This window comes from Streptomyces sp. NPDC093111 (assembly GCF_040683955.1).
In the GTDB taxonomy this organism is placed as follows: domain Bacteria; phylum Actinomycetota; class Actinomycetes; order Streptomycetales; family Streptomycetaceae; genus Streptomyces.
The window spans coordinates 24,626-50,113 of sequence record NZ_JBFBNW010000035.1 but is presented as its reverse complement, the minus strand read 5'-3'; the positions used below and the strand labels follow the sequence as shown (position 1 = coordinate 50,113).

At 68.5% G+C, this 25,488-nt stretch carries 39 protein-coding genes; 3 read left to right on the top strand and 36 right to left on the bottom strand.

Annotated features, from left to right (window positions below):
• Positions 1-10: 10 nt before the first annotated feature.
• The 24 genes from AB0Q96_RS37570 to AB0Q96_RS37455 form a co-directional block, all read right to left on the bottom strand.
• Entirely contained in the window at positions 11-652 is a 642-nt protein-coding gene (locus AB0Q96_RS37570) for a hypothetical protein (RefSeq protein ID WP_365333592.1), read from the bottom strand.
• Positions 645-1,184: a hypothetical protein gene (locus AB0Q96_RS37565; protein ID WP_365333590.1), complete on the bottom strand. Its 540-nt coding sequence runs from the start codon at positions 1,182-1,184 to the stop codon at positions 645-647. The genes AB0Q96_RS37570 and AB0Q96_RS37565 overlap by 8 nt, the downstream gene beginning before the upstream one ends.
• Positions 1,184-1,618 (bottom strand): ATP-binding protein, encoded by a 435-nt coding sequence (locus AB0Q96_RS37560; RefSeq protein ID WP_365333588.1) that lies wholly within the window; start codon positions 1,616-1,618, stop codon positions 1,184-1,186. Before AB0Q96_RS37560 ends, AB0Q96_RS37565 begins: the two co-directional genes overlap by 1 nt.
• Positions 1,615-2,049, bottom strand: coding sequence for a hypothetical protein (locus tag AB0Q96_RS37555; protein ID WP_365333586.1), 435 nt, complete (start codon positions 2,047-2,049; stop codon positions 1,615-1,617). The genes AB0Q96_RS37560 and AB0Q96_RS37555 overlap by 4 nt, the downstream gene beginning before the upstream one ends.
• Before the next feature lie 167 nt (positions 2,050-2,216).
• Positions 2,217-3,461, bottom strand: a complete 1,245-nt coding sequence (locus AB0Q96_RS37550) for a helix-turn-helix transcriptional regulator (RefSeq protein WP_365333584.1) — start codon at positions 3,459-3,461, stop codon at positions 2,217-2,219.
• Positions 3,462-3,599: 138 nt separating this feature from the next.
• Entirely contained in the window at positions 3,600-3,983 is a 384-nt protein-coding gene (locus tag AB0Q96_RS37545; RefSeq protein WP_365333582.1) for a hypothetical protein, read from the bottom strand.
• The gene (locus AB0Q96_RS37540; protein ID WP_365333581.1) at positions 3,980-4,300 is read right to left on the bottom strand and encodes a hypothetical protein; all 321 of its coding nucleotides are present in this window, start codon (positions 4,298-4,300) and stop codon (positions 3,980-3,982) included. Before AB0Q96_RS37540 ends, AB0Q96_RS37545 begins: the two co-directional genes overlap by 4 nt.
• Positions 4,297-5,490: a hypothetical protein gene (locus tag AB0Q96_RS37535; RefSeq protein ID WP_365333578.1), complete on the bottom strand. Its 1,194-nt coding sequence runs from the start codon at positions 5,488-5,490 to the stop codon at positions 4,297-4,299. Before AB0Q96_RS37535 ends, AB0Q96_RS37540 begins: the two co-directional genes overlap by 4 nt.
• 7 nt (positions 5,491-5,497) lie before the next feature.
• On the bottom strand, positions 5,498-5,701 hold the full coding sequence (locus AB0Q96_RS37530) for a hypothetical protein (RefSeq protein WP_365333577.1): 204 nt from the start codon (positions 5,699-5,701) through the stop codon (positions 5,498-5,500).
• A complete protein-coding gene (locus tag AB0Q96_RS37525) occupies positions 5,698-5,853 on the bottom strand; it encodes a hypothetical protein (RefSeq protein ID WP_365333575.1) in 156 nt (51 codons plus the stop codon). The genes AB0Q96_RS37530 and AB0Q96_RS37525 overlap by 4 nt, the downstream gene beginning before the upstream one ends.
• Positions 5,850-6,095: a hypothetical protein gene (locus tag AB0Q96_RS37520; protein ID WP_365333573.1), complete on the bottom strand. Its 246-nt coding sequence runs from the start codon at positions 6,093-6,095 to the stop codon at positions 5,850-5,852. Before AB0Q96_RS37520 ends, AB0Q96_RS37525 begins: the two co-directional genes overlap by 4 nt.
• On the bottom strand, positions 6,092-6,427 hold the full coding sequence (locus AB0Q96_RS37515; protein ID WP_365333571.1) for a hypothetical protein: 336 nt from the start codon (positions 6,425-6,427) through the stop codon (positions 6,092-6,094). Before AB0Q96_RS37515 ends, AB0Q96_RS37520 begins: the two co-directional genes overlap by 4 nt.
• On the bottom strand, positions 6,424-6,891 hold the full coding sequence (locus AB0Q96_RS37510; protein ID WP_365333569.1) for a toprim domain-containing protein: 468 nt from the start codon (positions 6,889-6,891) through the stop codon (positions 6,424-6,426). The genes AB0Q96_RS37515 and AB0Q96_RS37510 overlap by 4 nt, the downstream gene beginning before the upstream one ends.
• A gap of 34 nt (positions 6,892-6,925) precedes the next feature.
• Positions 6,926-7,363: a CHC2 zinc finger domain-containing protein gene (locus AB0Q96_RS37505; RefSeq protein WP_365333567.1), complete on the bottom strand. Its 438-nt coding sequence runs from the start codon at positions 7,361-7,363 to the stop codon at positions 6,926-6,928.
• Positions 7,360-7,497 carry a hypothetical protein gene (locus AB0Q96_RS37500; protein WP_365333565.1) on the bottom strand — a complete coding sequence of 46 codons (138 nt, stop codon included), beginning with the start codon at positions 7,495-7,497 and terminating at the stop codon, positions 7,360-7,362. The genes AB0Q96_RS37505 and AB0Q96_RS37500 overlap by 4 nt, the downstream gene beginning before the upstream one ends.
• Entirely contained in the window at positions 7,494-7,640 is a 147-nt protein-coding gene (locus AB0Q96_RS37495) for a hypothetical protein (protein ID WP_365333564.1), read from the bottom strand. Before AB0Q96_RS37495 ends, AB0Q96_RS37500 begins: the two co-directional genes overlap by 4 nt.
• Entirely contained in the window at positions 7,637-8,011 is a 375-nt protein-coding gene (locus AB0Q96_RS37490) for a hypothetical protein (protein WP_365333562.1), read from the bottom strand. The genes AB0Q96_RS37495 and AB0Q96_RS37490 overlap by 4 nt, the downstream gene beginning before the upstream one ends.
• 58 nt (positions 8,012-8,069) lie before the next feature.
• A complete protein-coding gene (locus AB0Q96_RS37485; protein WP_365333560.1) occupies positions 8,070-8,936 on the bottom strand; it encodes an AAA family ATPase in 867 nt (288 codons plus the stop codon).
• A 62-nt stretch (positions 8,937-8,998) separates the two neighbouring features.
• Positions 8,999-9,436: a hypothetical protein gene (locus AB0Q96_RS37480; protein WP_361831731.1), complete on the bottom strand. Its 438-nt coding sequence runs from the start codon at positions 9,434-9,436 to the stop codon at positions 8,999-9,001.
• Positions 9,437-9,459: 23 nt separating this feature from the next.
• On the bottom strand, positions 9,460-9,597 hold the full coding sequence (locus AB0Q96_RS37475; RefSeq protein WP_365333558.1) for a hypothetical protein: 138 nt from the start codon (positions 9,595-9,597) through the stop codon (positions 9,460-9,462).
• Positions 9,594-10,064, bottom strand: a complete 471-nt coding sequence (locus AB0Q96_RS37470) for a hypothetical protein (RefSeq protein WP_365333556.1) — start codon at positions 10,062-10,064, stop codon at positions 9,594-9,596. Before AB0Q96_RS37470 ends, AB0Q96_RS37475 begins: the two co-directional genes overlap by 4 nt.
• A 46-nt stretch (positions 10,065-10,110) precedes the next feature.
• Positions 10,111-11,046: a hypothetical protein gene (locus tag AB0Q96_RS37465; RefSeq protein WP_365333554.1), complete on the bottom strand. Its 936-nt coding sequence runs from the start codon at positions 11,044-11,046 to the stop codon at positions 10,111-10,113.
• Positions 11,034-11,309, bottom strand: a complete 276-nt coding sequence (locus tag AB0Q96_RS37460; protein WP_365333551.1) for a hypothetical protein — start codon at positions 11,307-11,309, stop codon at positions 11,034-11,036. Before AB0Q96_RS37460 ends, AB0Q96_RS37465 begins: the two co-directional genes overlap by 13 nt.
• A gap of 220 nt (positions 11,310-11,529) precedes the next feature.
• Entirely contained in the window at positions 11,530-11,979 is a 450-nt protein-coding gene (locus tag AB0Q96_RS37455; protein WP_365333549.1) for a hypothetical protein, read from the bottom strand.
• A gap of 269 nt (positions 11,980-12,248) precedes the next feature.
• Between AB0Q96_RS37455 and AB0Q96_RS37450 the strand changes: the two genes are divergently transcribed.
• The 3 genes from AB0Q96_RS37450 (at position 12,249) to AB0Q96_RS37440 (ending at position 14,273) form a co-directional block, all read left to right on the top strand.
• Positions 12,249-13,097, top strand: coding sequence for a hypothetical protein (locus tag AB0Q96_RS37450; RefSeq protein ID WP_365333547.1), 849 nt, complete (start codon positions 12,249-12,251; stop codon positions 13,095-13,097).
• A 44-nt stretch (positions 13,098-13,141) separates the two neighbouring features.
• Entirely contained in the window at positions 13,142-13,816 is a 675-nt protein-coding gene (locus AB0Q96_RS37445) for a hypothetical protein (protein ID WP_365333545.1), read from the top strand.
• Between the two features lie 124 nt (positions 13,817-13,940).
• A complete protein-coding gene (locus AB0Q96_RS37440; RefSeq protein WP_365333544.1) occupies positions 13,941-14,273 on the top strand; it encodes a hypothetical protein in 333 nt (110 codons plus the stop codon).
• A 48-nt stretch (positions 14,274-14,321) separates the two neighbouring features.
• Here the strand turns inward: AB0Q96_RS37440 and AB0Q96_RS37435 are convergent, their stop codons facing one another.
• The 12 genes from AB0Q96_RS37435 to AB0Q96_RS37380 all read right to left on the bottom strand — a co-directional run bounded on the left by AB0Q96_RS37435 (position 14,322) and on the right by AB0Q96_RS37380 (position 25,418).
• The gene (locus tag AB0Q96_RS37435; RefSeq protein WP_365333542.1) at positions 14,322-14,549 is read right to left on the bottom strand and encodes a hypothetical protein; all 228 of its coding nucleotides are present in this window, start codon (positions 14,547-14,549) and stop codon (positions 14,322-14,324) included.
• Complete coding sequence (locus AB0Q96_RS37430) at positions 14,546-15,331, bottom strand: peptidoglycan-binding protein (RefSeq protein WP_365333540.1); 786 nt, start codon at positions 15,329-15,331, stop codon at positions 14,546-14,548. Before AB0Q96_RS37430 ends, AB0Q96_RS37435 begins: the two co-directional genes overlap by 4 nt.
• A gap of 72 nt (positions 15,332-15,403) precedes the next feature.
• Complete coding sequence (locus AB0Q96_RS37425) at positions 15,404-15,754, bottom strand: DUF2746 domain-containing protein (RefSeq protein WP_365333539.1); 351 nt, start codon at positions 15,752-15,754, stop codon at positions 15,404-15,406.
• The gene (locus AB0Q96_RS37420; RefSeq protein WP_365333537.1) at positions 15,744-16,868 is read right to left on the bottom strand and encodes a tail fiber domain-containing protein; all 1,125 of its coding nucleotides are present in this window, start codon (positions 16,866-16,868) and stop codon (positions 15,744-15,746) included. The genes AB0Q96_RS37425 and AB0Q96_RS37420 overlap by 11 nt, the downstream gene beginning before the upstream one ends.
• A gap of 157 nt (positions 16,869-17,025) precedes the next feature.
• Positions 17,026-17,256: a hypothetical protein gene (locus tag AB0Q96_RS37415; RefSeq protein ID WP_365333535.1), complete on the bottom strand. Its 231-nt coding sequence runs from the start codon at positions 17,254-17,256 to the stop codon at positions 17,026-17,028.
• Positions 17,257-17,272: 16 nt separating this feature from the next.
• Complete coding sequence (locus AB0Q96_RS37410) at positions 17,273-17,986, bottom strand: hypothetical protein (RefSeq protein ID WP_365333533.1); 714 nt, start codon at positions 17,984-17,986, stop codon at positions 17,273-17,275.
• Between the two features lie 374 nt (positions 17,987-18,360).
• Entirely contained in the window at positions 18,361-18,675 is a 315-nt protein-coding gene (locus tag AB0Q96_RS37405) for a hypothetical protein (protein ID WP_365333531.1), read from the bottom strand.
• Complete coding sequence (locus AB0Q96_RS37400) at positions 18,669-19,847, bottom strand: siphovirus ReqiPepy6 Gp37-like family protein (RefSeq protein ID WP_365333529.1); 1,179 nt, start codon at positions 19,845-19,847, stop codon at positions 18,669-18,671. The genes AB0Q96_RS37405 and AB0Q96_RS37400 overlap by 7 nt, the downstream gene beginning before the upstream one ends.
• 28 nt (positions 19,848-19,875) lie before the next feature.
• Positions 19,876-20,721 carry a phage tail family protein gene (locus AB0Q96_RS37395; RefSeq protein WP_365333527.1) on the bottom strand — a complete coding sequence of 282 codons (846 nt, stop codon included), beginning with the start codon at positions 20,719-20,721 and terminating at the stop codon, positions 19,876-19,878.
• Positions 20,722-24,705, bottom strand: coding sequence for a hypothetical protein (locus AB0Q96_RS37390; RefSeq protein WP_365333525.1), 3,984 nt, complete (start codon positions 24,703-24,705; stop codon positions 20,722-20,724).
• Between the two features lie 3 nt (positions 24,706-24,708).
• Positions 24,709-25,014 (bottom strand): hypothetical protein, encoded by a 306-nt coding sequence (locus AB0Q96_RS37385; RefSeq protein ID WP_365333523.1) that lies wholly within the window; start codon positions 25,012-25,014, stop codon positions 24,709-24,711.
• Between the two features lie 65 nt (positions 25,015-25,079).
• On the bottom strand, positions 25,080-25,418 hold the full coding sequence (locus tag AB0Q96_RS37380; RefSeq protein ID WP_365333521.1) for a phage tail assembly protein: 339 nt from the start codon (positions 25,416-25,418) through the stop codon (positions 25,080-25,082).
• Positions 25,419-25,488: the final 70 nt, after the last annotated feature.

Here is a 25,488-nt window from a genome sequence, read left to right as displayed (position 1 = left end):
TCGGTGGGGCTTACGCGGCCAGGTCTTCGACGTTGACGCGGGTGACGTCCGTCAGCTCGACGACCATGGCCGCGCTGATCAGCGCGTGGAGGCGGGTGTCTCCGTACGGGACCCAGGCGTCGCCCGGGTGGCAGTACCACCCGCCCTGCACGGGCCGGTACAAGGAGCCGACGGCCCCCCAGGCGCGCGGGTCGGGTGTGCGCACGGCGGCGAAGGTGGGCTCGTTGGCAAGGTGCGGGCACTCGGCGATCGAGCGCACCGCGCAGGGCTCGCACAGCGGCGGCATCTTGGTGAGGGACTTCTCCGGCCAGGTGGCTGGGGACCGCTTGGTGCGCCAGTCCAGGAACAGGACGCCGTCCTCGTTCTCGCTCGCGGGTTCCTGGCAGACCTGGCACAGGAGGTCGAGCATGCACTCGTATTGCCGGCCGGGGTGCATCTCGTCGTACAGGGCCCGCCCCTGCTGGGGGGAGGAGGAGACCCGCCCGATGAGGACGCCATGAGGGTCTCGGTCCCCGGGTTGCTCATCCTTGTAGGCGATGTGGAGCTGCGGCCGGTGCCGCAGGACCAGATCGCTTTCGAGGCCAGGGATCTCGCTGTCCCACAAGGCGACGTACGGAACGACCGTAGGGCGGGTGAGCGGTCTGCTAGGCACTCACGGCCTCCTTCTCAGCCGCCTGCCACCCTTCGCGCTCCAGCAGGGAGAGCAGCTCGCATGCCGTGACCGCCGCATGTCGAGCGAGGCGTCGGTTCGACCAGTCGGGCTTGTCGGTCGCGGTCCGCGCCCTCTCGATCAACTCGCGGACCACGATGCGCCCGGTGTCCAAGAAGCCGTCCGCGGCGTCGGCCAGGGCGTCGAGGAATCCCTGCATGGTGACGACGGTCGCGTGGAGATCCTCGTCGCGGACCTCGTCGAGGTGGCTGCTCAGAACGTAGTTCGACGTCTGCCAGACGGCCTCGGGCGTGATCCGTAGAGGGGTGTCCCCCTGATCCGAGACGACTTGTCGGCGCAGGCCGTCAAGGAACCTGCGTAACGTGTCATCGTTCTGCGACCCCTCGGTCAGGTCGCCGCGCTGGGACGTGTCCCAGACCCAGGATTCGCCCGGCGTGCGTCGCTCGGCGCTGGCACCCGAACTGGCGGTGCGGCGAAAGAGGGTGAAGGTGCGCGGCTTCGCGTGCTTGCCCATTACTCCGCCACCCCCAGCGTGCACCAGGTGCTCGTTCCGGTCCTGCCCCACTGGTCCGAGAAGGCGTCCACCAGGAGCAGGCCCCGGCCGCCTTCTTCGTCCGGACCGGGAGCACGCTTCGTCGGCTGACCATCCGAGTGGTCGTCAACCTCGATGCGCACCGTGCCCGAAGGGCTCCAGGTGAGCGAGAAGTCGATGCGTTCGACATCGCTCTCGGGGTGACCGTGCTGAATCGCGTTGGTGACCAGTTCGCTGACGAGGAGCTGGACGGTGCGAATGTCGTCAGGCTCGATGCCGCCAACCTGGTTGAGGTGAGCCGCAGCGAGTCTGCGCATGTGCTCGACGCGCTTGGCCTCGGGAGGGAAGGTGGCCCCGATCCGGCTCGTCCGTGCGGGCGGGCGGAGGCCGGCATTGCGGACGGAGAGCGGCGTCATGCATCTGCCCTCGTCACTTCGACGGCGCTGGGGGCGTCCTCGTCGGGCTCGTCGAGGTAGTTGGCGAACTTGGCGACGCTGGCGAGCCAGGCCCGGAACTCGGCCTGGTCTACCGGCGTGCTCGCGATGTGCGTGACGGCCGGGGCGATGACGCCCTCGACGCTGTTCTCGCGGAGCAGCCTCGACGCCTCGAACCACCCGGGCCGCTCGCGCCGGGAGCGGGCTACCGCGCCGGTGTCGATGATGACGGCGTTGTCGGGCACGACGAAGTCGCGAGCTTCGGCGAACGCTCGCAGGTCTGCCTTTACGGGGGCGGGGTCCGCACCCTCGGGCAGGTTGGCGTAGAGGAGTACGCGCGTGCGGTCGGGGAACCCGCTCGCAGCGTCAGCGATGTTGCGTCGGCGCTGTTGACTCGCGGTGGTCCGTTTCATGCGTCAACCGTGTCGCAACCCAACGGGCTCGGGAAGTAACACCTCGTAGCACTAACGGAAGTTGCAATGCCCCCAGTGACACGAGCCGTATCACTGGGGGCAGTTGGACGCTGAAAAGTGCTACGTGGCGTATCACTACGCTCAGTTCGGCGCAGGCATATGCCAGTCTACAGAGCTGTTTTTAGGGTAGCGGGCGCGTACCCGTCGGCGGCGATGGCCGGCACCCCGATGAGTTCGGAGACCCGGCGAAGCCGAGCCGTGGAGGCGTTGCCGATCTTCTGGACGATCACGCCGGGGAGGGCCTGGTGGCGGGACCACTGCGGCGCATCGTGAAGGACGCCCTCCAGGGTGTCGAGCGCCTTGTCGTAGAGCTTCGCGTCCGCCTGGGCCATCGCCACGTCGAGCTGATACCGGTTCCGGGCCGCATCGGCCAGGCCCTCCAGGTGGACGGGCTTTACCGACTCGATCAGCTTGAGCGCCTTGCCCGGCTTGCCGATGGTCACGTTGATGCCGACCGCCTGAGTGGTCGCGGTGTGCGGGCCGAACCGAGCGCCGTGGAAGTCGCGCTCCCGCCCGAGGCGGGCTCCCACTGCGTGCAGGCGCGAGAGGTAGTCGCCGGTGCGGTCGGTGTCCTCCAGGCGCGCGGCTGTCACGGCACAGTGGTTCAACAGGTTTCCGTAGACGGTGAGTTGTTCCGCGCTCTGGTCTGAGTAGCGGGGTTCGATCTCGTCGGCCGCGGAGGCCGCAACCTCCATCGAACGCTGAAGGCGTCCGTCACGGAGGTAGACCCAGGACCGAGCAGAGTCGACCCGGGCGGTACGCAGTGGATCACCCGCCGCCAGCGCGGCGCTGCGTGCGTGGCCGATCGAGGAGTAGGCCAGATCCCGTGCGCCGAAGAGGTTGGCCACACATGCTGCAATCTGATAGCCGTCCGAGAGGTACCCGAGGACCGGGTGGGCGGCGTCGCCGTTGAGGGTCTGCGCGGTGATCGCTGCATCGCGGAGCAGCGGCCCCAAGATGGCGCCAAGCTCCTGGTAGTCACCAGCCCAGTAGAGAGCCCAGGCCCTCTCCGTCGCGCGACGCAGCTCATCGGCCAGCACCGGATCGCAGTCAGTGGGGAGGAAGCCCGCCGCTGTGTCGTGGACGCTGGACGAGATGTGGCGCAGGGTGGCCCGGTCGTCATGCCCCATGGAGCGCCGAGGGGCCTGCTGGCCGAGGACGACGCTGGTGTCGACGCTGAGTGCGTTGGCGATCTTGAGCAGTGTCGGGAGGGAGAGACGACGGTTCTGCTCGGCAGCCCGGATCGTAGGGAGGGCCAGACCCGTCTTGTTCGCGAGCTGTTCTTGCGACATTGCTTTGCCGCGCAGGATCTTGATCCGCTCGCCGTTGCTGTAGTCACTCCATTGGGGCATTCCCGACTCCCAGTCCGTTCAAGAACACGCGCCTGTATTTGAACGGTACCCGCACGAGCGGGGTGAGCGGGCAGCCAAGCTCCCAGCCGCCGTAGGAGGCCGGGAACTTGGCTTCTCTGTTCGATTGCGGATGGGTGGTCAGTCAGGGACGACGAGGGTTTCGTATCCGTCCACGTAGGGCTGGCCGTTGAGGTGGGCTGCGATCTTCCCGACGCCGCGTTCGAGCCGGTAGCGCACGGCGCGGTCCGTGACAGCGTCGCGGGCGGCGATCAGCTCGTCCGGCCAGTCCAGGGCGTACCGCAGGAACAGGGACCGGCGTTCTCCCAGCGAGAGGTCGCAGGTGACCCACGCCTTCCGGATGTCGGCGAGGTGAGCGAAGAGCGTGCCGGCCGTTCGAGGGTCGACGGAGCCCTTTGGCATATCGGCGTCCGGGGCCTGGGCGTTCCGGATGCCATACGCGGCCCCTGCGTCCCAGACGGCGGGAAGGAGGTGCTCGACGAGGCGCCGCTCGTACCCGCTCACATCCGTTCCCCGTCCGAGTCCGCGCGGGCGGCCTCGTAGGAGACGTGGCGGGCGCGGTGCCGGGCCTGGGTCTTGACCTGATCGGTGAGGTCACGGACGAGACGGTGATGCAGGACGCCGGGCCCCAGCTCCGGGTCGGCAAGGCACCCGCGCACCATGTCCGCCTTCGTCGCCAGGAGGAGAAGAGCTTCCTGGAACGCGTCGTCGTACTCCATCGTGAGCCGGGACCCGTACCCGTCTGCGACCCGGCGGGCAGCGCGGCCGGCAATCCCCGCCGTCTCGCGGGTGATGACGGACCAGTCGACGGATTCGGTCACCGGACCACCTCCTTGACCGGGACCGCGCCATCCTTGGTGACCATGACCATCAGGCCCGGGGCGCCACGGGTGCCGGTGCGGTGCCGCCACCATGTGCTCTCGGACTCCAGGGCCGGTACCTGGATGAAGGTGCGGGGCCCGTCGGTGTCGACGAATTCGTGGTGGAGATGACCGGCCAGCAGGACGTCGGCCTGGTGCATGGCGGAGGTCTTGTCGAAGGACTGCCCCTTCCACCACTCGAAGTGCTTCCCCGGCCTCCACTGATGCCCGTGGGCGTGGGCGATGACCGTCCCGGAGCACTCGACAACGACGGTCAGCTCGTCGTTGTCCGGCACGAAGACTTCGACGTGCTCGTAGTCCTCACCGGCCAGCGACAGGGCCTCGGCGACCGAGATCAGGGCGTCCGTGTCGTGGGAGTCGTCGTACCGCGTGACTCCGCGCCCGTTGGGGCGGACGGCCTCGCCATGGTTCCCCGGGACGGCGACGACGGTCAGGCGGGAGGCGTGCGGGGCGAGCTTCAAGACGGCGTGCGCCATCAGGCGCCGGGTAAGACGGATCTGCTCGGTCAGGGTCAGGCCGGTGCGCCAGGTGTTCGCGCCGTTCTGGCTGACGAAGCCTTCGATGTGATCACCGAGCCAGCAGAGGTGGACGTGGTCGATGGTGAAGCGCAGCCGGTACTCGGACAGGAGATCCGCGGCCTTGTCGATGCAGTCCATCGCCCGGCGGAGGGTGCCTTCGGGGCCGTCGCCGTCGACCTTGCCGAACTGCATGTCTCCGAGGGCAACCACGAACGTCCACTCGCCCTCGGTGTCCAGGGCGGTGCGGGCGGGTGGGGGGTGCTGGTCGAAGACGGCCAGCAGTTCGTCGACATCGAGGCGCTGGGGCGGCGAGTGCTTCCTGCGGGCGAAGGAGAAGCGGGTGCTCACGCCGGGCTCCCCGTTCGGCATGGTCCATTCGCTCGACCGGAAGCCGGAGACCTCCCAGTCGGCGGGATCGAGGCGGTGCGCGCGCAGGACGTCGGCCGCTGAGGAGTCGGGGTCCATCTCGGCCGGGCCGCGCACAGTGACCTCGGCGGAGTCGCCGGAGACTTCGATCTGGCGGGTGTAGTCGCGGTCGGGGTCGGCCTGGCGGGCGGATATCGGGGGCGGAGTGGGGGTGGTCAGAAGGTCGGCCAGAAGCGTGTCAGTCACAGGTTAACTAAACCTCCGTGAGGGATCGTCGGTAGGTGCGGATGGTGGAGGCGGACACGCGGTGTCCGTGCTTGCGAAGGACGAGCGCGAGGCGCTCAGCGGAGGAGCCGTCGAGGAGGCGGATCATCACGGACTCGCGCTCGTCGGGCTCCAGCTCGTCGTAGATGCGCTTCAGGGTCGGACCGGGGTTCCCCGGCAGGGCCTCGCTCACTCGGAGCTGCCTTCCAGCTCGTCGGCCCGCGCGCGCAGGATCTTGGCGGCCTCGCCCATCCCGAGCCCCGTATAGAAGTCGGCGCCCCACGGGTCATTCGGCACCCACCTGTCTAGCTCGGCGGCAGCCTGGCGGTAGTGCTCGGCACTCATATCGGGAGCCTCCTTCGCTCGGCTTCCATCAGGGCGAGGAGCTGCTCGGTGCGTCGTGGGCGGACGTAGCCGACCTCCCGGCGGATCTCGCTCTCCGACCAGACCTGTCCTCCGTGCCGGCCGCGCAGGTGGCCTCGGAGCTGCTCGCGGGCGGCTGCCCGGTCCTCGCCCTGGACCGGTTGCATGTGGTGGCAGCCGCGGCCGTCCATGAACACGGGGCACGCGAGGCTGTAGTCGTTCACGCGGCCTCCTTGTCGAGGGATTCCACGGCCGCCACGGCGAGGGCGGCCAGTCGGACGAGTCCGCTGCGTACGTGTGCGGGGTCCCGCTCGGCCAGGGCGCCGAAGAGCCCGGCCAGCAGGGTGGAGTCCCAGCCGGGCACGCCGTCCAGGTCGCGGCTGATGTCGACGGAGCGCCAGCGGTTCGCCTCGCGCTGGTGGTGGTCGCGGCCCTTGTGCGGGTGCCGGCCGCCGCCGACGGGGACGAGGCGGTCGTCGATGAGCTTCCGGGCAGCTCGGACGTCGGCGAGGATCGCGGTGATGGGTGTCGGCCGACGGGTCTTGGCCTGGGTCACTGCTGGCCCTCCTTGGCTATGTCGAGGAGGGTCTGAGCGCCTCCGTGCAGGTAGGTCTCGGTCACGTCGCCGATCCGTAGGCGCATCGCCCTGGCCGAGCGAGGGAGGGCGCGGCAGACCTTCGCCGTGAAGTCGCTGCCCGCGTCGTCGGGGTCGCCCCACACGCGCACGACGTTGAACCCGGCCAGCATCCGTCGATGGCGGGGGAGCCAGAGCGCGGCGCCGGGGATCGCCGTGGCGTACAGCCCGATCTTCCGTAGGACGATGCGGTCCAGTTCGCCTTCGGTGACGTCAATGGTGTCGGCGGCCTGGTGGATCGAGTCCACGCCGTACATGCGGGGCGGGTCGTCCTTGAGCGAGTTGTACTTGCCGTGGAAGTGGGCCCGGTGGTCGTGTTCTTCGAGGCAGCGGAACCGGAGGGTCAGCGGGTGGCCGTCGTGGGCCAGGTAGGGAATCGCGAGCATCCCGCGAAAGCGTTCGTGCCCGGGGAAGGTGTCGTCACCGACGACGCCAAGCCGGTACGTATCCGCCTCGGCCTTTCCGATCCCGCGATTGAGAAGGTACCGCGCGGCGTCCGCCGTAAGCGCTGCCTGATAGGTGCTCGTCGCCTCCTCCAGCATCGCTCGTTGCGAGGCCGAGAGAGGCTGCAAGGGACTTGGCTCCGACAAAAGCTATCTCGTTCCCGTTGACGGTCGTCTCGTAGTGGATGATGAATTCGTAGCTGTCCCCGCTCGCCTGGCAGGAGTGGCATTTCCAGAGTTGCCGGTCGAGGTTGTAGGAGAAGCTCGGGGTCCTGTCCTCATGGAAGGGACAGGGGGCCATGCCCGTGGCCCGCTCGGGGTTGTAGTCGAGGTCGTAGTGGCCGAAGACCGCTTCGAGGGCAGGCTTCTCCTCACGGTCCTCGTCGCGGCCCCGGTCGATTCGCCTGATGTTCACGGCAGCATCCAATCCAGGTCTTCCATGGGGACCTCGAAGAACTCCTCGATCGCGAAAATTGTCTGGGCGTCGAATTCGTGGTCGCCCAGGCAGTCGAGGAACGCCTCGAAGGCGAGGATTTCGAACTCGATCAAGCGACTCGCTCCCCTCGGAAGAATCCGCCGCCCGGGTCGAATCCGAGACCGGTCAGCCCGTCCGGGGCGGCGAACTCTTCGAAGAAGGACTCAAGCTCGGCTTGGAGCCTGGCGAGTTCCGCCTTCTCCTCGTGGGTGATCATTCGGGGTCCAGGTCGAAATACTCCTCGACCGTGGTCAATACGAACGCTTTTCGCCACGACTTGCCGCGCCGCTTCACCACCACGACCGACTCGACGACGTCCGGGTCCAGGCCGCGGTGCTTGGCGAAGTTCTCGCGCTCCCGCATCGCCTCGTCGAGGAAGGGGCCGGGGGTGAACTTCGCGTTCTTCGCCTCGATGACGAGGTACTGGCCGTCGGACTCTCGGACAACGAGGTCTCCCTCGTCCTCGATGCCGGCCAGGCGGAGGCTCTCTACGTCCTCTCCGGCGGCCCGCAGGCCCTCACGCAGGTCCGTCTCCCACTGGGCACCCTTGCGCCGGTTCGCGCGGTTGCGGCTCGCTATCTCAGTCACAGGTTAATACCCTCCCCTAAAAGAAACCCGCCTTTGCGGGTAGACACAGGTTAACACGTTAGGCGTTTTCGAGCACCCTCGTTGGCGACCACGGCTGTGCGGACGAGGCCAGCGGCACGCGCCGCTCCAAGCGGGAGAACCTCGTCGACTCCGGGTGGCAGCGCATCGACGCGTACCGCTTCGCCGTCGGGTCGCAGGGGCCCATCCGTTGCTTGATCACGGCCACCCGGTACTCCAGGCTCGTCGGGTCCAGCGCCACGGAAAGGCTCAGCTCCGGTTTCTCGCTCAGTCCGCCCTTGACTTGATCGCGGGACGGCGGCGCCCACGGATCAGACTTCGCCTCCCAGGACTTGTCGCTGGCATGGTGCAGGACCATCACCGTCGCGCCCGTCGCGCGGGCCAGCTCGGTGAGCCCGCTCATCACGGCCATCTGTTCGGTGTAATCCGACTCCGCGGAGTCGAAGTCCATCAAGTTGTCAAACACTATGAGCTGGGGAAACGCGTCCCATAGCTCGATGAACGCCTGCAACTCCTCGTCCACGGCCTTCCAGGTGATCGGGCTGCCGAAGGCGAAGGTGATCCGGCTTCCGGCGAGGGCGGAGAGGTACTCCTGCCGATGCCGGCCGCCTGCGGCCATCCCGGCCTCGACCATCTCCGTAGAGTCGCCGGTCGCCATGCTGGCCAGACGGGACGACGCGGTGAAGGCGCTCATATCGGCCGAGAAATACAAGGTGGGCAGGTTCATCATCGCGGCCCAGTACAGGGCGAACCCGCTCTTCTGGGTGCCGGACCGTCCGGCGATCATGATGACCTCGCCGTGACGCGGCCGACAACCCAGGCCGTACAGCGCCTCGAACGCCTCGACCCTCGGCAATTCCTTGCCGGACTCGGCGTGCAGGGCCAACGACCGTGCAGGGGTAAGCAATTCGCTCCTCCTTCCGGGGGCGAGGGGGCCGGTCGAGCGGACCGGCCCCCGTTCGGCGTGCGTCAGTCGAAGTCGGGCGCCGAGGCGACGGCGGCACTCACCGCGGCCTCCCGCTTCGTGGCGTAGTCGATGACGGCCTGGCGGACCGTCGCATCGCTGACCGGGCGCCACACCCACGCGGGATGCGCGCCGGGACGCTTCGGGGGTACCTGCGTCACGGTGGCGATGGTGGCGCTTCCGACGACCGTCTCCAGGTCGCGGGCGAGGAGGGTCTGCTCCACACGCGTGCCCTTGTTGACCTCGGGGGTCGCACTGTCGAGCTGCTCACGGGTCTTGAAGATCGCGATATCGCAGAGCACCGAGTCCTTCGGGCCGTTCGGCGTCGGCCGCTGGCGGTCGAAGCTGTTGACCTCGATGAGGATCGCGACGGCGTCCTGGGCTTCCTTCGGCTTGAACCAGCCGCCGCCCTGGGTGGGGATGTCCTTGAAGGTGAGGGTCACTAAGTCTGTCTCCTGCTGTTCGGTTACTCGTTGGTGTGCTGGGCGGGCGTCGGGCCCGCCTCGGCGTGGAGGGGCACCCCGTAGGGGGCGGCTATCCAGCTCCAGATGGACGCCGCGAGCAGTGCTGCGGCGACGGTGAGGACGAGGGCGGGGCGGCTCATGCGGCCTTCAGGGCGCGGCCCTTGGCCTTGTACGCGGCCATGACGCCCTCGTCGGAGAAGAAGGTCTGGTTGGCGGCCCAGAGCCGCTGGAGGTCAGCGATCGAGGTCTGCTTGTCGATCTCGCCGAGAATCCAGCCGCTGGAGTCTTCCTTCGGTGCCGGCCGGTCGTTCTGCGCCTCGGCCCACGGGTCGGCCGCGCGGGTCGGCGCGGAGTCCGCCGTGGTCTGGGGGATGACCCGCCCGCCGAGGAGTCCGGCGATGTTGCCCGCGCCGTGGGCCATGCTGGTCGCTTCGACTACCAGCTCGCTCAGGGTGAGACTGGTTACAGGTTCACTATCGAAGCCGAAATAGTCGATAATCTGTCCCCGGATGGCCGGAGGGGACCCTCGGAAGACGGCCCACGTGTCCTCGTAGCCCTTGCCGTACTTGATCGTGACGCTGATCGTGTTCTCGCTCGACTGACTCACTCCGTCCCTCTCGGATTGTTGTTACAGGTTAACACGTTGGGTATTGCTAGGCGGCCAGTGCTTGCGTGATCCGGCTCACCCACGGCCTCATCGCGGTCCGCACGCCCCGCATCTGGCGGATGTCGCGCGCGAGCACGGCGGCCCGCCAGCCGATCTCCAGATCCACCCAGTACAGCGTGCACTCGCCCGTCCCGGCAGGCAGGTGGATGATGATGCCCCAGCGCTGCGACACCTCCGGCAGTGGTCGGTACGCCTTCGCCGCCTCTGCGGCCGGCACGGCCGTGCGCTTCCATGAGGCCAGGGCCTTCTTGTCCGCAGTGTCCACGGGGTGCAGGCCGTAGTCGTAGAACTCGCCCCGGCTGTAGACGGCGAGCTGGGAGGCCATCTTCAGGGCCCCGTACTCGACCGACCCCGTCTTCAGGTCGCCGATGAACAGGCCCTCCAGGTGCTTGCCGTCCGGACCGGGGCCGCTGTAGGAGAGCAGGCGGTCGAAGGTGCCTCCGGTGCCCAGTTCGGGCACGACGACGAACTGCTCGACCGCCCGCACATCGAAGGCGGTCGTCTCGGCCATGTAGGCGGCCATGTCGCGCACGTCGGACGGTGAGGCCGAGGCTGGCAGAGGCTCTCCGCGGTCGACGTACTCGGACAGGGTGTGCAGGTGCGTGCCCCGCTCGCGCTTGTCGTGGGCACCAGACAGGTCCACCGCGCGGTCGGCCAGGGCGTTCAGGCGCCGTTTGTCCTCGGGGTTCTCGGGGTCCAGCTCGCGCGCCGCCTCCAGCAGGGACGGCCGCCGGGCCGTGCCCACCAGGGTCATGCGTCTGCCCCAGGCGGCGAGGGCCGTCTTGTCCTCGATCGCGTCGATGAAGGTGGTCGTCCGGGTCAGCGCCTTCGGCTTGCCGCCCTCCTTCGGGATGACCAGGGGCCGGTCCCAGCCGTCGCGCGGGACGTCTGGCGCGGCTCTCGGTATGTCTACGAACTGCACTCGCTGTTCTCCTCCTCGGGGATGAACTCGAACCGGGCCAGCTCCATGCGGATGCGCCCGTCTTCCAGGAAGAACGGCTCACCTTCGTCCTCGTCCAGCGGCTCCAGGCCCAGGGCCCGGATCGCTGCGAGAGCTGAGCGCACCCCTGCGGGTCTCACGTCCTGGTCGAGGGTCATGTGGTAGTCCCACGCCTCGTCGTTGACGTAGAGCGCGACGCCCTCGGCGACGCGCATGGTGTCCCCCCGGGACACAGTTGCGCTCATCAGGTAAGTCTCTCTGTGAACCTGTGACTGCACCAGTTGTACGTCGGCTGTGAACCTGTGTCAACTGAACCGCCACTCCCCGGGCAGCTCCCCTGACCTGCCCCCTAGGGGTGGTCTAAACCTAATGTGGAGTGTCTGATTCCGGACTCACCCTGAAGAACGAGAAGCCCCCGTCGGTAGTCCGACGGGGGGATGATACGAACGAGTGTTCGAGGATGACTCAGTCCTGCGCCTTACGGCCGGTGGCCACGTCCGGCGGGTGGATCAGCTCGTCATCGTCCTCGGTGCGGGGGATCAGGAACCACCCGTCAGTGGTCTCTGGGTCGTAGTGCACGACGAGGCCCTTGGTCCGCAGCTCCTTCTTCCAGGAGGCCAGCCGCTTCGCGTCCAGCGGGGTCAGCTGCTTGCCGGCCTTCCGGCGCCCCTCGGCCCGGAGCATCATCACGGGGTACTCGTACCGGTGCTCCTCCTCGACCTTCCAGGGGATCAGCTCGGTATCTCGCACGTTCCGGCGCGGCAGCTTCTTACGACGGCGGAACGTGGACCACATCGCCTTAGTGGTCTCGGTGTTGTAGTGCTCCTTGTAGTACTCGATCATCCATGCGTACGTCTTCCCCTCGAAGAACCACTGAATGACCTCGTCCTCATCGACGATCTTCTTGGCGCCCATGTTCCTCCTTCCGTCGCGCAACCTGTCATCCTTCGGGATGATCACTGACTTCGGCCATGGTTGCGTAAGGTTCACTGAGCTGTCAAACTGTGACCGCTACAAGATCACCGGTGCTCGAACGCCGGAACAAACGAAACGTGGCCCCGGCTTGCGCTCGAACGCTGCCCAGGGCCACAGCCATGAGTGCTCGAACACTCTCGGCGTACACAAGGAGAAGAGACCTCCACGTGCGTATTCAGCGTACTCCGCGGCGTGCCAATTTCACGATCGTGGGCAATGACGTGCTCCGCAACAGGGGCCTGTCCTTCACGGCCCGAGGCATCCTCGGCTACCTGCTCAGCCTCCCCGACGGGGCTGACGAGGACGTGCGCAAGCTCGCCGACAAGAACCCGATCATCGGACGCGACGGCATTAAGGCGGCGGTGGACGAGCTGATCGAGGCGCGGTACTACTTCCGCCACACCTACCGGAACGCTCAGGGCCAGGTGCGGACCGCCGTCTACGTCTTCGACACTCCGCAGGACTCCTTCACGCCGCTTCCCGACCTGCCGGGAACCGGCCCGGCGACCCCCAGGGCAGCGGGAAGGCTCCCTTCGGTCGGTAAGGATCTTGACTCTAAGAACGAGACCAAGACCCCTCCCTCCTCCCCAGCCGCAGCCGTCCAGCCGCGCGAAGAGCGGGAGGGCGACGGCGGCCAGGAGAGCGAGGCCGCCCGTCTTCTCGGCCGCCTCGGTTCGATCGACAGCCGCCTGGCCCTGTCCGCCAAGCAGGCGACCGCGCTGATCCCGCTTGCCGCCCAGTGGCTCCACCGTGGTGCAACGATCGCGGAGATCACCGACGCCCTCACGCAGGGCCTCCCGCCGCGCGTCTACTCCGCGGCCAAGCTGATCAGCGACCGCCTCGGCCGCAAGTTGCCCGCGCCCCGTCGCCAGTGGAAGTCGTACACGGACTGCGCAAAGGACTGCGGCCGTCTCCTGCCCGCTGAGCAGGACTCCGGCATCTGCCGCCACTGCGCCCTCGGCCCCGCCGACATCCCCACGCCGACCGCGACCGTGCCCGACATCGGCGGCCCCAACGGCGCCTGGCACGCCGCCCGCGCCGCGATGCGCGCCGCCTGAAGGCCCCCTCGACTCCTCCTCGCACCACCTTGAAAGGCACAGCCATGCCTCAGCACAACCGCCTGCCCTGGTACGCGTACGTCGTGGGCGCAGTCGTCCTCATCGTCGCCCTGGCCATGTCCGCCCCCGGTGAGTACCAGCTCGCCCGCACCGCCGGATGGGGCGAGTGGGTCGCGGCCGGCATGCCGGTCTGCCTCAGCGTCTACGCCGCCTTCGCGGTGTGGTTCGTCGAGACCCGGAGCAAGGGAGAGAAGGGCCGCGGAACCGCGATCGTCGGTGCCGTGCTGGCCCTCGCGATGACCCTGTCCGGTCAGGTCGTCGCCCACTGGATCGCCGCCGGATACATGGGATCGTCGATGGCGCTGACCGCCGCAGTGTCCGCCGTGCCCGCGATCGTCGTCGGTCACGTGGCCCACATGATCATCCGAGCCGCTCGCCCGGCCCTCGTAGCCGAGCAGCAGGCCGACCAGGCTGAGGACCAGGAGCCGATACAGCCCACCCTCGACGAGGAACTGCCGGTCGACGAGGTCGCCGAGGCCCGCCAGCGTCGCGGCCCCGGCCGCCCGGGTCCCTCGATCGAGGACCTGAAGAACGCCGCCCGGACCATCAAGGCCGAAGGCAAGAAGGTCACGGGCCCTGCCCTGGCCAAGGCCATGGGACGCGACCGCCGCCAAGGCTCGCGCTACCTCCAGCGCCTCAACGAGGCATCGACCGGCTGAGTAAAACCGCCCACCCCTCGCCGTACGGGACAATCCCGAAGTCGATGTCCCGTACGGCGAGGAGACACAAGAAGTGGAACTACAGGTCACCGTGCTCATCTGTGACGTATGCAAGGAGCGGGACGTGCCCGCGAAGAAGTACCTCTTGGCCATCGGAGAGTCCGAGCCCAAACGTCGCGACCTGTGCGACCGGGACGCCGCACCCGTGCTCGCCGCGTTCGGCCTGGCGGCCGAGCAGCCGGTTGCGGAGACGGCCTCCGAGACCGAACAGTCTCCGGCCCCGGCGAGGAAGACCGCCGCGAAGAAGACGGCCGCCAAGAAGACTGCCGTGAAGAGGACGGTTACCAAGAAGACAGCGGCGAAGAAGGCGACAGCGAAGAAGACCCTGGGCGCGCGGGAAACGACGCTGGAGGAGATCGCGGCCGAGAAGGCGAAGAATGCGGCCGGAACGGCCTGAAACGCGAGAAGGCCCCCGCCGACCACGAGGGTAGGCGGGGGGCCGGTGCTACTGGGGCTCCTCCTCGGAGCCGTCCTCGCTCGGCGCGACGACGCCGAGGGCGGTGAGGATCTGCACGATCACGGCCACCTCCGGGCTGTCGGCGTAGACGATGGACGCGATACTCACGATCACACCCAGCGCGGCGAGGGCCGCGCCGACGCGCGAGCGGTAGCGGACGGGAAGCAGGGCGACCAGGCTGATCGGCTTGAAGCCGGGGGTCTTCATCTTGCTCATCGGCGGCCCGCCAGCTTCTGGAGAGCGACGAAACCGCTCGGTCCGATCTTCGGGTCATGGGCGACGCCGACGGAGCGGTACCGCGGATTGGCGTCGTGGAAGCGGGCCACTGCCCGCTGGGTCTCGGGGCCGTAGAGGTCGGTGACCGCGCCCTTGATCGGGCCGAAGCCCGCCTTGATGAGGAGCTGCTGAAGCTCGCGGACCTGGGCGTGCCGGCCGCCGGGCGTCACGCCCGCAGACAGGGCCACGATGTTCGAGGTGGGCTTGTTCGGTACGTCGTCCTTGCCCTTGTAGGCCGGGTCCGCCGAGACGATCCCAGCGGAGAAGCGCGGGTAGCCGTACCCGTACACGTACGAGCTGCGTCGCTCGCGCTTCTTCAGGTAGACGCCGTCGCCTTCGGCCGAGCCGTCGGCGTTGGTGTTGCCCTCGACGGTATAGACGAAGCGGTCGTCGTAGTCGTAGACGAGGCCGGTGTGGGTGCCGCCGTTCGGGCCGAAGAAGATCTGCGCCCCGATCGCCGGGTAGGCGCTCCACCGGCCGCGCTGCTTGAACCAGGAGACGCCGGTCGCGCAGGACGCGGTGCGCGGGTAGAGGTCGGAGAGTCCCGCGTTCAGTGCGCACCAAGACACGAAGGTCGCGCACCATGCCTGATTCTGGCTCCACTCCAGGCCGGGGACGGCCGGGGAGAACTTCTGCGAGTTGTTCCAGTGGCCGCCGGACTTGCCTTCGTGGTAGCCGACTTCGTTCTTGGCGATCTTGATTATGTTCTGGGCGTCGCCCATATAAGGGGGTCTCCTTCGGGACATGCGAAAGGCCCCGTCCGGCGGGACAGGGCCTCGTGGGGAAGTGGGGTCTTATGCGGTGGGGACAGAAGTCGTAATGTGCGAGTCGAGCCGTTCGGCGACCGCGAGCCGCTCTGTCCGTTCGTGGGCCAGATCGGTGCGCAGGGCCGCGATGTCCCGGCTGTGCTGGGCCTGACCGTCGAGAACCCGATCGAGTCCGTGGATGACCCGATCGAGGTCGTCTCGGAGATTCGTCTCGTGAGTGTTGGAGACCTGATCCCGGGCCTCCTGGGTGTGTTCGCGGACCTCCGCCAGCGCGGCGCCCTGGCGGCGCACGAGTTCGACGAGGACACCAACGAGGGCGACCGTGACGGCCCCGCCGGCAGAGACGAAAGCGACCTGCACCGAGGGCTCAAGAGGCACGGGCCAGCTCCTCGATCCGGGCCTCCAGTGCCTTGATGCGCCGATCCTGGTTCTGCACGACGGGGAGGAGCGCGACTCCGAGCAGGTCGTACCGCAGCCCGTCAATCTCGCCGTCGAGGTAGTTCACGATCCAGGGCAGGTGTACGGCGACCTCCTCGGCGATGAGGCCGACTTCACCCTTCGCGCCCTCCTGAGCCGTGCCGTCCTCATCGAGCTGAGCCTTCCGGTCGTAGACCCTCGGCTTCAGCGCGAGCACGTCCGCGGGGTCCATCATGAAGTCGCGGACGTTCTCCTTGAACTTGATCGAGGAGGTGTTTCGGCAGAAGCCGCCGTCACCTCGCACCCACACCGCGTAGTAGGTACCGGACCCGCTGACCGCGCGAGCGTGGGGCTGCTTCGAGCCGTTGGCCCACGCGATTGTGTCCCCAGCCTCCAGATAGCCTGAGTGCGAGTGACCCGACGGTGGGAACGTGGTCGGCTTCGAGGTGATCGAGGACCAGGTGTGTGAATGTGTCTCGGGCGGATACGCGGATGGCGTGCCCGTGACGTCGCCCCACGCGTGCTTGTGCGCCGTGGGAGGCATCGAGGTGGGACGGCCGGTGAGGTCGTCCCACGCGTGGGAGTGAGAGGACGGCGGGAAGGTACTCGGCTTTCCCGTCAAGCTCGACCACGAGACGGACGCCACGAGCGGCGCCCAGGCAGCGCCGTCCCAGAACTCCCAGGTGTCGGTGTCGTAGTTCAGGCCCAGCTTTCCGAAGCGCGGCGTAGTCGGGCGGGTCCGGTTCGTCCATGCGCCCACCGTGTTGCCGACGAACGCGCGCTCCTTGTCCACGGCTGCGCTCGTGATGGCGGTGATGTTCGCGCCCACGGTGATCGTTGCCAGGGGGAGTTCGTACACCCCGGTGTCCGTCTGGGTAGGGGAGGGGATGGCGCCGCCCGCCACGCCCTGAAGGACGGCCAGCGCGATGCTGTTGGACGCGGGGTCCAGGCGGAGGACGACGCGGTCGGACCGTGCAGAGGTGCCGGCCGTCGCGATCGTCAGCGTCTCGACGGCGGTGGAGAGCACAGCGTGCCCACGCAGGATGGCGAAGCCGGGCTGGACCTTCACGGTCATCGTGGCGCCGTCCGCGCTGACGCTGAAGGAGCTGGCGGTGGAGGAGGAGGCGACGCCGCTGTCTGCGGCCTCGCGGAAGAGCTGAGAGAACTGGGACTCGGTGACCGTCTGGCCGTCGAAGGGGTAGGACGTGATCGCCACGTGTGGCGGTCTCCTTTCAGAGGGACTGGTCTTCGGCGGCGCGCAGGAGCGGGAGCGCGGACTCCAGGTCGACGGGCAGGGCACCGCGCACTGCCGTGACCGCAGCGCGCAGGATGGCCTCCCGCTCGGCGGCGGTCAGGTCGGGATAGGGGGCATGGGGTTCGCTGATCGTCACCTCGACGGTGCCGAAGACCTTCTGCACTTCGCCGACGGGGTGCACCGGGATGGTCGCGGAGATGGGCTTCACGGGGGTCCTTCCTCCGTCACGCCAGGCCGACCCAGAAGCGGTTGGCGCCGTTGAGCATGGACGAGACGGTGATCGAGGCAGGGGCGGTGGTGCCGCCCGAGGCGTAGTAGCCGAAACGGCGGGTCGTGTTGAGCCCGAAGAAGTTGGGAGGCGCTCCGGCCGACGACTCGCTGGCCAGGAGCATCGGCCCGTCACCAGCGGTCGTGCTGTACGTCATCCGCCAGGCGACGTAATAGATGCCGGGGGTCAGCGTGGCGGCGGCGGAGAGGGGCGAGCTGATGGCCGCCCCGCCGCCCGTGTGAACCTCGGCGGGCTCGTAGGTTGCAGTCGACATGTCCCCGGTCGCTCCGACGCGGGTTCCGGACGAGTTGTAGATCGCGGCCCAGGACCCGGACGTCAGGCCACCCGCGTAGCCGGTGGCGTGCCACACGATCCGGCTGACCTGGGTGGACTGCCGCATGCGGACGGCGGTGACGCGGATGGGGCCCGAGCCGGGGAACAGGCCGGTGCTGTGGGCTAGCGCGGGGTCGAACGCCCAGGCGACCAGCCCGTGATCCTCCGGGCCCCACTCGTCCGGCAGCCACGTCGCGGGGTCGGGGAGCTGGGTGGTTGGCACGCGACCGGCCGAGTCCAACGATGCAACGCCGTTCACGGCCCCGCGCGCCGAGGTGGCCAGCGCGCCGACGTTGGCCGCGGTGAGCGTGATGGAAGCGGCGCTGATGCCGCACACGGACTGAACGACACCCGCCGCCCCGGCTGGCCCCTGCGGACCCTCCGCCCCCTGCGAGCCGGTGGCTCCGGCGTCGCCCTTGGGTCCTTGCGCCCCTGTGGGTCCGGTCGAGCCCTGCGGCCCGGCCACCCCCTGCGGTCCGGCTGGTCCGGTATCACCCTTGGGGCCTTGTGCTCCTGCCGGCCCGGCAGGGCCGGTGTCGCCCTTCGGTCCCTGCGGCCCGGTGGCCCCGGCAGGGCCGGTGACTCCCGCGTCCCCCTTGGGGCCTTGCGGCCCGGTCGGGCCGGTGTTGCCCTTCGGGCCCTGGGCGCCAGTCGCCCCGGTCGGGCCGATGACGCCCTTGTCCTCGGGGGCTGGCCAGACGGTCAATCCCATCAGACCACCTCCACGCCGCTGATGTGCAAGTGCGCGATGGCGCCTGAGCCCCGCACGTTGATGAGTTCGCCCGCCTTGAGTACCTGGCGGACGTCGAAGGTGAGGACACCGGATGGGGGGATGCCCAGGCCGGGCAGCAGAGCGGTGTCGCCCAGGTGCACAGTCACGCTGGCAGCGGTCGCCGGGTCAGGGTTGGTGGCAACGATGTTCGTCACGATGGCTTGGCCAGACGCGGGTGTTGTGTAGACGTCCGTCCAGATGGCGGGGACGCTGCCTCGGTAGAGCGCCTTCGGTGTGCTGGGCAGGGTTACCACGCTCCCATGAGACTCATGACGGGATCTCCCCCGCCTCCTTCGGCGGTGCGCTCCAGCGCGGAGACGCGGCGCTCGGTGCTCTGTGCGTGCCGGGCGGATGCTGCGCGCGGGTTGAAGCCGGTCGGGTCGCCGAACAGGGCGCCGACCTGGAAGCCCTGGTCGCCCGCCTTGAGGACCAGGCCGGTTACGGGGGCGGTGAGTTCTTGGCCGCCCGCGATGACGCAGACGCGGTCGCCGAGGCCCCAGTCCTTGCCGAACTCCATGGCGCTGTCGGCCACCGGTACGGCTTGGACGGCGGTCCGGGTGAAGCCCTCGTCGGCCAGCAGCTCGTCGCCCGCCTGCTTCAGCTCGGCCTTGTCGTCGGTGTTGCGCTGGTCGACGAATCGCTCGATGCGGCGGCCCCAGTCGCCCTCGGCCTCCACGGAGGTGGCGTTGTCGACAGGTACGAAGGTGCGGTCGGCTTGCTCGCCCTGGCCCGCCACGATGACGCGGGTCGCGCCCGGGGTGGAGACTGCGACGCGCTGACCGGCGAGAGTGCCAGCCAGAACGTCGAGTCGGACCTCGCGGGTCCGGTCGGCCACCTGGGCCGTCTCGAAGACGAGCTGCTTGCCGCGCTGCACGATCCGGAAGGCGATGTCGGCGACGGTCGCGATCCCGGTGAGCAGCTCGCCCAGGGTCGGGAAGCGTGCGCTCTTGGATACGACGGGGCCGCGCGCACCGTCCGGGCCCATGACGAGTCCTGCCCGGCGCCGGGCTGCCGGGGCGGCGGGGCCGCAGTTGGCGTTGACGTACGCGTGCATGAGCGACTCCGCGGGGCCGCTGCGCTCATCGTGGCCGGTCTTCTGCGTGGTGACGTCGGGGTTGGACGGCTCGGGCCAGGCGAGCATGTCGAGGAGGATCACCGAGTCTGAGACGCCCTCGAAGACGATGGAGCCGAAGCGGTCCTCCGGGCTGGCCGCGTACTCGCTGGAGGTGACCGGCCCCGACATCAGAACGTCGCCGGGGCCGGTGATGATGAGCCCCGAGCCGGGCAGGCGCAGGGTGTCGGCGAGCGGATGCTCGGAGGGGAGCGTCAGCTTGAACGTGCCGACGTTGTTGAACGCGTCCTCGACGTCGAGGGAGAGATCCTCGGGGCGGATCAGGCCGACGCGAGTAAGGGTGCGGTCGCGCACCTCGACCGTGAGGTCCGTGAGCTTCAGGTCAGATCACCATCCAACGGCGCGGGCGCCAGGAGCAGACGACGCGGGAGGCCGCAGTGGTGTCGAGGAGGCGGACCGCAGCTGTGGAGACGCCCGGCGGCACGGTCCAAAAGCGCGGTGCGGTGTCGAGGAGCGCGTACCGGTTCGCGCCCTTGCCGTCCGTGACGGTGCCTGTGCGGGTGTCGACGATCAGCTTCTCGGTGCTCGAAAGGGAGCCGGTCCAGCGCAGCGTCTCGCCGGTCGGGGAGACCACGGTCAGGTCACGGCCGGGGCCGTACACCTCCCACACCGGGTAGGCCGGCACGTCGCCCGTGTTGTCGAGCTGGATCTCGCCGATGGCCTGCGACGCCGCGACCGGCAGAGAGACGATGCTCGACAGGAACGGCGTGGTGCCCACGTCGCCCCCAACCCGCTGCGTCGAGACGGTGCTCGCCGTGAAGTACGGGTCGGGGGCGCGGAATGAGATCGTCGTCTGGACGTCGTTGGTGCCAGCGAGGTCGATCTCGCCGCCACCGGTTCGGTAGACGGGCGTCGACCAGCGCACCCCTGCGTCGTCCACCAGGATGAGCGAGCACTCTTGTGCCACCGCGCGCGCCAGGCGCGAGATCAGACTGCTCAGGTGTCGGCGGCTGCGGCCGACGATGTCCAGGGGCAGGTCGATGTCGCGAGACAGGACCCGTTGCCCCCGGAAGCGGGAGCCGTCTCCGGCCCCCTCCAGCCACTGCGCCGAGACAGACGGCAGACCAAACCCGGTGGCGCCCACCGTGGCCTGGTAGCCGTAGCCGGTGCCAGCCACCTCATTGAGGTCGAGCGAGTCACGCTCGGTTTCCAGTAGGAGTGCTGTCACTCACCACCCCACCATTCGTGCACGGTGGGCCGCCGCGAACAGCTCCTCCTGGGAGCTGAGCGAACTGCCCGCCGCTGCGTAGTAGTTGAGAACCTTCGTCGTGCCGCCCCCGGCGGCGGAGAGGCCGCCTGTGATGGCGGCGGTGGCCGCTCTCGCGGCGTGCGCGTAGTCCGCGGAGGCGGGCCGCACCGTGATGGCGTCTACCGCCTTGGCCACGCGGTCCGCCTGGCCCTCGATGCCCTGGGCGAAGCCCTGGCCGACGTAGCCGCCGAGCTTGGCGAACACCCGGCTCGGGCTGTGGATGCCGAGGCTCTTCTTGATCGCGGCCACCATCGCGTCGGCGATCTTGAGCATCTGCTTCTCGATCGCCGCCTGGTTGGCCTGAAGGCCCTTGACGATGCCCTCGGCCACGGCGATGCCGTTGGCGTACATCGCGTCCGAGGCCGTCTTCCCGGCCTGCTGCGCGTACTTGGCCAGCTCGGCTTGGAGGCGGTTGATCTCGTCGATGCCGTCCTTGCCGGCCGCCGCGATCGACTCGGCCGCCGCGAGTCCGGCCTCGGGGCCCGCGCTGGCGATCTGGTCGATCGCGGTCTGGCTCAGGCCCTTGGACTTCAGGACCGCCAGAGCCTTGGCGAATCGTTTCGCCTGATCGACTGCCGCCTTGAGGTCGGTGACGATGCCGCCGAAGGAGGAGTCCTTCGACTTCGTCACGTCGCCCGTGGCGATGATGCGGTCAGCGACCCGGCCGGCATAGTCGGCGGCGTCGTCGCGCAGCTTGTCGAGCTTGTCCCGCGCGGCTTCCAGGCGCTTGGCGCCCGCGTCCCACTGGGCGGTGAGCTTCAGCAGCTCGGTGCGGTCGCGGTTGACGCGGTCCTTCAGGCCCTTCGACGCGTTCGCGGGGATCTTCGCCGTGAGGTCCGTGAGCGACTTCTTGACGTTGTCGTACTCGGACTCCAGGCCCTTGATCAGGCCCTTGATGATCAGCTTGCCCGCGTCGTAGAGAAGGACGGCATCCTTCTTCGGCGGGCCCTTCCATGAGGTGAGCTTGTCGGTGAGGTTGCCGAGGGTCTCCTTGACACCACCGAACATCGAGGTGATGCCCTTGATGAAGCCCTTGATCAGTTCCTTGCCCGCGCTGAGCAGGGTGGAGCCCAGGTCGGACAGGGCCGACTTCGCCTTGCTCGGCAGCTCCTTGACGAACTTGATCGACTGGTCGACGCCGTCCTTGATGGCCTGCCAGAGTGCCTTGGCTCCCTCGACCGCCTTGGTCTTGATCGCGTTCCAGGCATCGATGAAGAACTGCTTGACCGCGTTCCAGCCGGAGGACCAGGTGGAGCGGACGCTGCGCAGTCCGTCGTCGATGTAGCCCTTGATCGCCGTCCAGGCGACGCCGAGACCACCGCGGATCGCGTTCCAGATGCCCGTGAAGAAGGTGCGGATTCCGGACCAGCCGAACTCCCAGACGCCCTTGACGAGCGCCATGCCCTTCTTCAGGACGCCGAAGATCCCGATGTTGATGATGATCTTGAAGGCGCCGACGATGATGTCCCAGATCCCGCTGAAGATCTGCTTGACGCCTTCCCAGGCGCGGGACCAGTCGCCGGTGAAGACGCCTGCGAAGACCTCCCAGACGCCCATGATCACGTCGAGGACGCCGGTGATGACGTCCACGATGCCGTCGAGCGCCATCGCCAGCGCGCCGATGATGAAGTCAGCGACGAACTGCAACGCCGGTACCAGGACCGGCATGATGAAGTTGACGACCTGGATCAGCGCCTGGAGGAAGGGCTGAAGGGCCTCCGAGACTCGGTTGAAAGCCTCGACGAGCGGTGGCAGGCACGCCGCGACGATGTACTCGAAGAGCGGGATCAGCGGCGTGATCACCGCCGCGAAGAGCTGCGTCAGCAGCTCCACGACCGGAGTGACGGCCGTGATGATCGCCGAGAAGGCCGTCGCGAGAAGCGGAAGGATCGGGGCGAGGCCCTCGATCAGCGACGCGGCGAGCGGGGCGACCGCCGCCAGGATCGTCGTGAACAGCTCCGCGATGGGCGGCAGGATCGTACTGAGCGCCGAGAACGCGGTGCCGAGCGCGGCTCCGACGATCGGAACGAGCTGGGCGAAGATCGGCGCGACCTGCCCGATCGCCTCCGTGAGGGCTCCGCCCAGCAGGGCGATGATCGGGATGACCGCCGGGGCCAGCGCCGTGAAGGCGTTGGCGAGGGGGACGAGCGCGGCGGCGACGAGCGGGCCGAGCATCGTCGCGAAGGCGCCGACGACCTCCATCAGGGCGCCGAACGCCTGGCCCAGCGGGGCCATGGCGGGGGCGAGCGCGCCAACGGCATTCTGGATGCCGTTGAACATGGCGACGACGCCACTAAAGACCGCAGGCTGCGCCAGCGCGCCTGCGACCGCCGCGAGGGCCTGGCCGATGGTCGCGCCGACCTGCGGGAGGATCGCCGTGAGCAGGTGCCCGAAGGTCGTGAAGAACTGCTCGACCGCCGGACCGGAGACGGTCGCGATCTGCTGCATCGCGGCGTGCGCCGCCGCGAAGACGTTGGTCAAACCCTCCTGGAAACCAGGGGAGTCGACCGTGGTGTGAATCCGCTCCAGGGTGCCGGCCAGCATCCCGAGCGAGGAGCCACCCGCGGCCTCTGCCGCGCGAGCGATACCGGCGAGGATGCCGCCCGTGTGCTGGAGGACGGAGCCGAGATCCTGGAGGGCTCCGATACCCTCGTCGATCTCCTGCTTGAGTCCGTCCTCGCCCTTGCGTTTGAGGAAGTTGTCGAAGCGCTCGCTGATCTGGACGAACCAGTTGGCCAGCGAGGGAAGGTAGCTGGTGCCGACCTTGCCCAGCGTCGCGATGATCGACGCGAAGGTGTCGGTACCGGCCGAGGCGTTCGCGATGGACTCGGACAGGTCCGAGAACATCTGGTCGAGCGCCGGGGAGAGCGAGGTCCCCAGATTGGTCGCGAAGCTCCCGAAGAAGCCGCCCAGTTCGGTCGCGGTCTGCGAGACGCCGTCGCGGAAACGCGGCAGCAGGTCGTCGACGACCGTGCGGATGGGCTCTGCGGCCTTGGCCCAGAAGTTCTCCGAGATCGTGTCCTGGAGGCCCGAGAGGGCCCCCTTGACCTCGGGGAGAACCTTGTTGAAGTCGCGGAAGGCCGCGATGGTGACGCCGAGGCCGACGGCCATCCCGCCAAGAAGGCCGGGCAGGAGGAGACCGGTGTAGCCGATCTGCGCCAGGCTCGCCGACAGGGCGGCGAGGTTGGAGGCCGCGGTGAGGCCCCAGCCCGCGAGACCGGCGATGGCCAGGCTCAGGGACCCGATGATCGGAACGCTCTTGTCGAGGTTCCGCAGGGTCCGGCCGAGCTTCTCGAACATCGAGTTCAGGACGCGGGCGCCGGACAGGGCGGCCAGGGCCGCGCCTACCTTGGCGACGGCCCCGTTGTCCAGGTCCGGGATGATCGGGACCGTGCGCGGCCGGGTGAGGACCTGAAGGCGGGTGGAGATTGCGAGGCCGGAGCCGTGCGCGAAGTCGGGCTCGACCTTGACCTTCAGCGGGCTGAGGTCATCGGCCCAGTCCTTGAGCTTGTGCTTCACGCGGTCGGCGGACTGCTGGTCCAGCTCCAGCTCGACCTTGCCGGCCGCCTTGAGGTTGTCGACCTTGAACGAGACGCGCTCGCGGTTCGCCCGCTGCTGAAGCTCGCGGGCCGCATTGCGGACGGCCGTTGCCATGCCGTCGGTGGAGATCGTCGTGTAGAAGCGGATCTTGCGCGCGTCGCTCTGCTTGTTCCGCTTGTTGATCTTCCGCAGCTCTTCGAGGAACTCTCGGCTCGCGCCGCTCATGTCGATCCGCGTCGACACCTTGAGCTTTTCGAGCTGCTGCTCGATGCGGTCGAGCTGCTTCTCGGCATCCCGCTTGAAGTCGCGGGTGTCGGGGGACACCTTGACGGCGACGCGGCCGATGATCTGGCCCGCTGACAAGGGCTACCTCCGCTGAAAGTGCTGGTAGAGCTGGGCCACGGTGGTGGGCCGCTTGGCCGCCTTCTTCGCCGCCTTCGCCTTGGGGCGGGGGAACGGCGGGATCTTGGGGGCCTTGTTCTTGCCCCACTGGCCGCTGGCCCGGGTGTTGGCGTTGAGGGCGTCGAAGAGGTCGGCGGCCAGGTGCCGGTCGGCGCCCCAGCCGAAGTGCTGTCTGCCGCCCGCCGCCAGGGCGACGGTCAGGGAGGTGTCGGGCAGCCTCGCCACGAGGAGGAGGACGAGAGCGGGCGAGGGCCCCCGGCCCGCGATCACGTCGGCGAGGTCAACGCCGTAGTAGTGCCGCAGGTCCCCGTACAGGCCCTCGCCGTAGTCGTCGATCAGTCGCGCGAGGCCGAGGCTTCCCCCACCTGGGCACCCCGGCCGTACCGGTCGAAAATCTCGGCGAGGACGGCGAGATCGCCGGACACAGCGGTCAGGAGCCGCTCTGCGGCCTTGGGGTGCTCGGCGACCAGGCGGATCGCCTCCGACAGAAGCTCCTCCTGGTCGGCGTCGTCAGCGCCCATCCGGTCCTGGAGGTCGGAGAGCGCGGTGCGGGACGCCTTCGGCAGGCGCAGCGGGTTGAGCAGGCGAATCGTTTCCTCGCCAAGCTCGATGTCGGTGGAGCCGTACTTCGCCTCGGCGGCGGTGCGGATGCTGTCGAGCGTGAAAGAAGCCATGGGGTGCGGACCTCCAGGTGTCGGGGGTGGTGGGCGGACCAGGGGAGAACCCCGGCGCGAGCGGGTCCGC